The sequence below is a fragment of the Azospirillum sp. UFLA03-27 genome (assembly GCF_059803775.1).
This window is the reverse complement of the sequence record NZ_JAUQTX010000049.1, coordinates 23,574-30,000: the sequence shown is the minus strand read 5'-3', so window position 1 is coordinate 30,000 and position 6,427 is coordinate 23,574. Positions and strand designations below refer to the sequence as shown.

At 68.0% G+C, this 6,427-nt stretch carries 7 protein-coding genes (1 of these 7 running past the window's edge); 1 reads left to right on the top strand and 6 read right to left on the bottom strand.

Annotated features, from left to right (window positions below; all coding sequences use genetic code 11):
* Positions 1–848, top strand: the 3' portion of a protein-coding gene (locus Q4I23_RS10310; RefSeq protein WP_498526173.1) for a DMT family transporter. The gene continues 52 nt to the left of window position 1, outside the view; the window shows 848 of its 900 coding nt (coding positions 53–900); its start codon lies off the left edge, out of view; its stop codon occupies positions 846–848.
* 18 nt (positions 849–866) lie between these two features.
* On the opposite strand, the gene modC is transcribed toward Q4I23_RS10310, so the two are convergent.
* The 6 genes from modC to Q4I23_RS10280 form a co-directional block, all read right to left on the bottom strand.
* A complete protein-coding gene (gene modC / locus Q4I23_RS10305) occupies positions 867–1,973 on the bottom strand; it encodes a molybdenum ABC transporter ATP-binding protein (protein ID WP_498526172.1) in 1,107 nt (368 codons plus the stop codon).
* Positions 1,970–2,638, bottom strand: a complete 669-nt coding sequence (gene modB / locus Q4I23_RS10300; protein ID WP_014198586.1) for a molybdate ABC transporter permease subunit — start codon at positions 2,636–2,638, stop codon at positions 1,970–1,972. Before modB ends, modC begins: the two co-directional genes overlap by 4 nt.
* 34 nt (positions 2,639–2,672) lie before the next feature.
* Positions 2,673–3,419: a molybdate ABC transporter substrate-binding protein gene (modA, locus tag Q4I23_RS10295; protein ID WP_498526171.1), complete on the bottom strand. Its 747-nt coding sequence runs from the start codon at positions 3,417–3,419 to the stop codon at positions 2,673–2,675.
* Positions 3,420–3,443: 24 nt separating this feature from the next.
* A complete protein-coding gene (locus Q4I23_RS10290) occupies positions 3,444–4,235 on the bottom strand; it encodes a TOBE domain-containing protein (protein WP_498526170.1) in 792 nt (263 codons plus the stop codon).
* Positions 4,236–4,652: 417 nt separating this feature from the next.
* Positions 4,653–5,384 (bottom strand): SIMPL domain-containing protein, encoded by a 732-nt coding sequence (locus tag Q4I23_RS10285; RefSeq protein ID WP_498526169.1) that lies wholly within the window; start codon positions 5,382–5,384, stop codon positions 4,653–4,655.
* A gap of 96 nt (positions 5,385–5,480) precedes the next feature.
* Complete coding sequence (locus tag Q4I23_RS10280; protein ID WP_454016884.1) at positions 5,481–6,422, bottom strand: ligand-gated ion channel; 942 nt, start codon at positions 6,420–6,422, stop codon at positions 5,481–5,483.
* Positions 6,423–6,427 lie beyond the last annotated feature (5 nt).

The following is a 6,427-nucleotide window of genomic DNA, read 5'->3' as shown; positions in this document are numbered from 1 at the left end:
CCGTCCCGGCCTCCAAGGTGATCGTATCCCATGTCCCGCCGCTTGTGGCCGCGGAAATGCGTTTCGCCCTGGTCGCGGTGCTGCTGGCGCCCTTTGCCCTCAGGGGTGGCGCGGCGGCGCTGCCGCGCAATGGTCGGGACTGGACGAGCCTCGCCCTGCTCTCCCTGTTCGGCATGGTGCTGTTCAACCTGTTCCTTCTCTATGGGCTGCGCGAGACCAGCGCAGTGGCCGCCGGAATCATCACCAGCACCATCCCGGCCATGACGGCACTGGGGGCGGCGCTGATCCTGCGCGAGCGGATCGGAGCCGGCAGCGCCGCGGCCATCGCCCTGGCGGTCGTTGGCATGGTGGCGCTGAATTTGCGACCGGGTGGCGTCGGTGGGCCCGACGATTCCGTCGTCGGCAACGCGCTGGTGCTGGGCGCGGTGGTGTCGGAGGGGCTGTACGGAGTCTTCGCCCGGCAGCTCGGCGGGCGGATTCCACCTCTGGCTTTGACCTGTCTGGCGAATGTGCTGGCGGCCACGATGATGGCGCCGGGTGCGCTGGCGACGCTGGGCGGCTTCGATCCGGTCGCAGTTCCCGGCTGGGTCTGGCTGCTGTTCGTGGCGTCCGGCCTGACCGGCGGCTTGCTGGCGGTGGTGCTGTGGATGCGCGGGATCGCCCATGTGCCGGCCAACCGGGCCGGGCTGTTCACCGGGCTGATTCCGGCGGCGGGCGTGCTGGCCGCCGTGCTGTTCCTGGGCGAGGCCTTCACGCTCGCCCACGCGGCGGGACTGCTGTGCGTTCTGTTCGGAATCGCGATGGGGACGGGAGCGCTGCGCCTGCCCAGGCGATTCACGCCGGGGTAACGCGCAGCGCGCCCTGAATCACATCGTTTCCTGAACCAGAGCTTCCTGTACCAGGGCCACGCCCTTGACCTGGGCGTAGACCGGCTGGCCCGGCGACAGCCCCAGGGCGTCCCAGCTCTTGCGGGTGACGCGGGCGAGCAGACGCGCGCCCCTCCCCTCCTCGCCCAGGGCCACGACGGCCATCATCTGGACGTCGTCCTGCGGCTCCGCCGCGACGATGCGGGCGGGAAGCGCGTTCAGGATGGTGCTGCCCTCCGGCGGGTTGCGGGCGAGGCTGACGTCGGACGCGGCGATGCGGACCCGCCGCGCCGTCCCCTGCGATCCGAGGTCGCCCGGAACGAGCAGATGGCCGCCATCCAGCCGCAGCAGGGTCAGGCCGTAGGCGTCCTCCCGTCCCGCCACCACCGCGGGCAGGGTCACCCCGGCTTCGGGCATGCGGGCGATGGGCAGGGTGGGATCGGCCTGAAGCTCCTGCATGGGGCCGGCGGCGACGACACGCCCTTGGCGCAGCAGCACCAGATGGTCGGCCAACCGCTCGACCTCCGCGATGTCGTGGCTGACATAGAGGACGGGAACGGACAGGACACCGTGCAGCCGCTCCAGATAAGGGAGGATCTCCTCCTTGCTGAAGCGGTCGAGCGCCGCCAGGGGCTCGTCCATCAGCAGCAGGCGCGGTTGCGAGAGCAGCGCGCGGCCCACGCCGACCCGCTGGCGCTCGCCGCCGGAGAGATGCTCGGGCGAGCGGTCGAGCAGATGCCCCAGCCCCAGCAGGTCGACCACGTCGTCCAGGCGGATGTGCTCCGGCACGCCGCGCCCCACCGTCCGGCGATGACCGAACAGCAGGTTGGTGCGCACCGACAGATGGGGGAACAGGCTGGCCTCCTGGAAGACGTAGCCGATGGGCCGCTTGTGCGTCGGCCGGAAGGTCCGCCCCTCCTGCCAGACATCGCCGTCCAGGGCGAAGCGCCCGTTCAGCCGCTGCAATCCGGCCGCGCAACGCAGCACCGAGGTCTTGCCGCAACCGGACGGGCCGAACAGGGCGGTGATGCCGCGGCCCGGCGCCTCGAACCCCACGTCCAGAGCGAACTGGCCGAGCGTCCCGTGGAAATGCACCGACAGGCTCATCGCCCGCCCCGCCCGATGCGCTTCTCCAGCATCATCATCGTCAGGATCACCGTGAAGGAGAAGACCAGCATGCCGCCGGCCAGCAGATGGGCCTCGTCCCATTGCAGCGTCTCGACATAGTCGTAGATGGCCACCGAGAGGACCTTGGTCTGGCCGGGAATGTTGCCGCCGATCATCAGGACGACGCCGAACTCGCCCATGGTGTGGGCGAAGCCCAGCACGGCGCCGGTCAGGAAGCCGCGGCGGGCCAGCGGCACCGCCACGGTGAAGAAGGTGTCGAGCGGCGAGGCGCGCAGCGTCGCCGCCGCCTCCAGCGGGCGGTCGCCGAACGCCTCGAAGGCGTTGCGGATCGGCTGCACCACGAAAGGCATGGAGTACAGCACCGACCCGATGACCAGCCCTTCGAAGGTGAAGGCCATGGAGCGGGCGCCCCACAGGGAGGCCAGCCACCCGCCGGGGCCGTTCGGCCCCAGCAGCATCAGCAGGTAGAAGCCCAAAACCGTCGGCGGCAGGACCAGAGGCAGCGCCACCACCGTGGCCACCGCCTCCTTCCACCAGGCTCCGGACCGCGCCAGCCACCAGGCCAGGGGGGTGCCGACGATCAGCAGGATGACCGTCGTCAGCGCCGCCAGTTCCAGGGTCAGGATGATCGGTTGCCAGCTCATTGGCGGGCTGTCCTTACCAGGGAGGCCGGCATGGTCAGTTCGGCGCCCTCGTGCCGTAGCCGTACTTGGAGATCACCGCGGCTGCCTCCGGCCCCTTCAGGAAGGCGAGGAAGGCCGTGGCGGCCTCGTTGCCGGCGCCCTTCTTCAGCAGGACGGCGTCCTGGAAGATCGGGTCGTGCAGCGTTTCCGGAATCGGCCAGCGGGTGCCGTCCGGCTTGGCAATCACCTGGGACAGGGCCACGAAGGCCAGCTCGGCGGCGCCGGTCTCGGCGAACTGGAAGGCCTGGGCGATGCTGTTGCCCTGGACGATCTTCGGCTGGATCGCCTCGTAGACGCCCATCTTCTTCATCGTCTGCACGGCGGCGAGACCGTAGGGCGCGGTCGCCGGGTTGGCGATCGACAGCTTCTCGAAGGCGCCCTTGCGCAGCGTGCCCTCGCCCAGCGGCGCGTCGCCGGCCTTGGTCCACAGCACCAGACGGCCGACGGCGTAGGTGAAGCGGGACTCCGGAACGGCCAAGCCCTCCTCCACCGCCTTCTTCGGGGTCTCGTCGTCGGCGGCGAGGAAGACGACGAAGGGCGCGTCCTGCTTGATCTGGGCGTAGAACTGGCCGGTCGCGCCGAAGCTCAGGACGGCCTTGTGGCCGGTCTTCTGCTCGAAGGCGGTGGCGATCTCCTTCGCCGGGGCGGTGAAGTTCGCGGCGACCGCGACGTTGAATTCGTCGGCCTGGGCCGTCGCCGAGACGGACAGCAGCGCGACGGCGGCAAGCAGGAAACGCGTCATTCGAAAACTCCTTCCGATCTATCGTCAATCCACCGCAAGAATGATGTGCGATGCGTCGATCAGCGCGCAGGCCGGGTCGCCGGGCTTCAGGCCGATGTCATCGGCGCTGCGCAGCGTGATGATGGCGGTCAGCGTCTTGCCGCCGCCGATGTCCAGGGTGATCTCGCTGTTGACCGCGCCGTCCTCGCGGCGGGACACCACGCCTTCCACGCGGTTGCGCATCGAGGTGCGCTTCGCCTCGTCCGCCGGGGCGAGGATCACGAAGGGCGCCTTGATCAGCGCCGTCGCCGCGCGCCCCGGGAACAGGCCCAGGTCGCGCACGCTGTCGCGGGTGATGATCGCGACGATCGAGGTCTGGTCCGAGATGGTCAGGGTGATTTCGGCGTTCACCGCCCCGTCGGTGATGGCGGTGATGGTTCCGCGAAGGGCGTTACGGGCACTGGTGCGCATGAAGAATCCCCACATCAAACTGGCCGCCGACAGGCCGGTGCCGTTGAGTTCCGGTTCCAGCACCTGGAAGGCGCGGACCATCTCGCTCTGCAGACGGTGGAAGGTGGCGACCAGCCGCACGCCGTCCGGCGTCAAGGCGGTTCCGCCGCCGCGCTTTCCGCCGGCCTGCGCCTCGACCAGCGGGCGGCCGAACAGGTTGTTCATGGCGTCGATGGCGTCCCAGGCCGCCTTGTAGGTGACGCCGACCGACCGCGCCGCGCCGGAAATGCTGCCCTCGCGCCCCACCGCCTCCAGCAGCCGGATGCGCTCCGCGCCGATCGGCGACGCGTGCGGCCCGGCGAACGACACCTGCGGTTGGACGGACATGAGTGGGCACCCCGAATTCGCTATATACGTTAGCTATATAACCATGCTCGGAACAGGGGAACCAGCGCTTTTTGCCTGAATCGTCATTTTTCCAGGAATATCGGCGAGAGGGTGCAGGATATCGGTCTGAACAACCGTTCAACCCACGAAATGCATCGTGCAAACAATGCATGGTATCCGCCCACTCTGCCGATTTTCTAAGCGTATTTTGGTATCGGTCGTGGGTTTATTGCTCGCTTGGCAGCGCAATCGACGGATTACGGAAACAGGACTGTCAGTTTCCGCAACATCATGACCCATGAGCCATCCGCAGGCCGTGCCGCCCGCCGCCTTCTGGGCAAGGGCTGGCCGGATGCGGCGAATCCAATATGTAGATGACCTATACAGCGGGAGGGCGGGCAGAGCGCTGCCGCCCCGTCAATCCACCAGTTCCCAGTCGAGCGTGGACACGACGCGGACGATCTTGTCGATCTGCCGGCTTTCCATGATGCCGGGGGCCTCGTCACGGGCGAGGATCTGGAACAGACCCTGGTTGGCGCGGCGGATGCCGCCCAGGGTGGCACCACTGTCGGTCGTGAACTGGGTCGCCGCCTCGCGTGCCTTGGCGGTCGCCTCGGCGATCATCTCGGTCTTCACGTCGTTCAGCCGCGTGAACAGGTAGTTGGGGCCGGAGCCCATGCCCGGCTCCCCGCCCAGGGTAACGCCCTGGTCGAGCAACTCCGCCAGATTCTGGCTGGCGCGGTCGACCCGCTCCACGTCCGGGCTGCGGATCATCAGGGTGCGGGTGAGGATGTAGCGCTGATCCGCCGGCCCCTGGCGGTAAGCCTGGGCGAGCAGGTCCACGAGATCGAGCGAGCGCGAAACGACGGCGTCGGCGCTCAGCCCGTAGCGTTCCAGAAAGGCCAGCACGGCCTTTTCATCGGCTGCCGTCTTCGCCTGGACGGCGGACAGGTCGTCGCCGGTGGCGACGAAGCGCACCGGCCAGAGCGCGAGGTTCGCCTTGACCTCGCGCTCGGCGGAGCCCTTCACGGTGACGAAGCGGTCGGCCAGCCGGACCTGGGCGACCTCCCGCCCCGCCGACCAGCCCGCCACCGCGATCCCGATGGCGAGAAACGCCGCCGCAGCCAGCGCCGTCCGGTTTCCGATCATCCCACTCTCCCTCGTCGCTCTCTGCGGAGCATGGCGGAGGATTGTGGCGAAGCTCAGGCCGGAGCGGCGCCCCGCGGCGGTATCAGATCTCCAGCGTCACACCGTCGTCAGCCAGACGCACAGCAGCGCGTAGGTGACGGGAAAGACCACCAGACACCAGCGGTCCAGAAGCAGGGACTTCGCCGCGTTCCGCTCGTAGATCATCAGCGACACCGCGCTCTGCATCAGGCTGAGGAAGATCATGCCCATGGAGGCGAGGTTGACCCGGTCCGACAGGGTGAAGCCGCTGCTGCGCGGCAGGTCGCTGGCGATGACGAAATAGCAGGCGACCACGGCGAACAGCGCGCCGATGCCCAGTCCGAAGCGGGGGTCGAGGTCCACCGGCTTCACCAGGAAGGCCAGGAAGGCCACCAGCGAGGAGATGAAGATGGTCGAGAAGGTCTTGATGTAATAGACCGAATCCGGCCGCTCCAGGGTGATCGCGTGGGTATAGCGGGAATAGACCGACTCGTGGTTCTTCGGCAGGGTGATGTCGCCGTAGTTGGTGCGGTAGCGGTGCGCCGAAATGGTGGCGCCGTTGCTGGTCAGCGTGTAGCCCGAGACGTCGACGTCGGGATCGAGCGTGCTGTTGTCGGTGTCCGGCACATAGACGAAGTGCTCGGCCGTCAGGTCGCTGTCCTCAATCACCAGACGGATGGTCTGGGTGTCCAGGGGGAAGCGGCTCACGTCCCAGGGCTGGTTCAGAACGGCCTGGACGCGCGCCTGCCCGTAGTTGGTGTCCTTCAACTTGCGGACCGGGGTGGGCGTGCGGGATTCGATCCGCCCGTTCATCAGCTCGAACGTCTCCAGCGGGTTCAGGGAGTCGTCGTCCCAGCGGAACCAGACGTAGAAGTCCACATTGACCTGATTGTCGCGGAGGTTCACCCCGGTGATCTGGTTGACGTAGGTGCCGACCACCACCTTCGCCGGCTCCGCCCATGACGCTCCGGGCAGGCCGGTCATAAGGATGGCGAGGAACGCCAGCGCATACCGAATCATGATGC

Coding starts and splice junctions, on each gene's coding strand:
- modA (WP_498526171.1), bottom strand. CDS start 3,419: ATGACGCGTTTCCTGCTTGCCGCCGTCGCGCTGCTGTCCGTCTCGGCG.
- modC (WP_498526172.1), bottom strand. CDS start 1,973: ATGAGCCTGTCGGTGCATTTCCACGGGACGCTCGGCCAGTTCGCTCTG.
- Q4I23_RS10280 (WP_454016884.1), bottom strand. CDS start 6,422: ATGATTCGGTATGCGCTGGCGTTCCTCGCCATCCTTATGACCGGCCTG.
- modB (WP_014198586.1), bottom strand. CDS start 2,638: ATGAGCTGGCAACCGATCATCCTGACCCTGGAACTGGCGGCGCTGACG.
- Q4I23_RS10285 (WP_498526169.1), bottom strand. CDS start 5,384: ATGATCGGAAACCGGACGGCGCTGGCTGCGGCGGCGTTTCTCGCCATC.
- Q4I23_RS10290 (WP_498526170.1), bottom strand. CDS start 4,235: ATGTCCGTCCAACCGCAGGTGTCGTTCGCCGGGCCGCACGCGTCGCCG.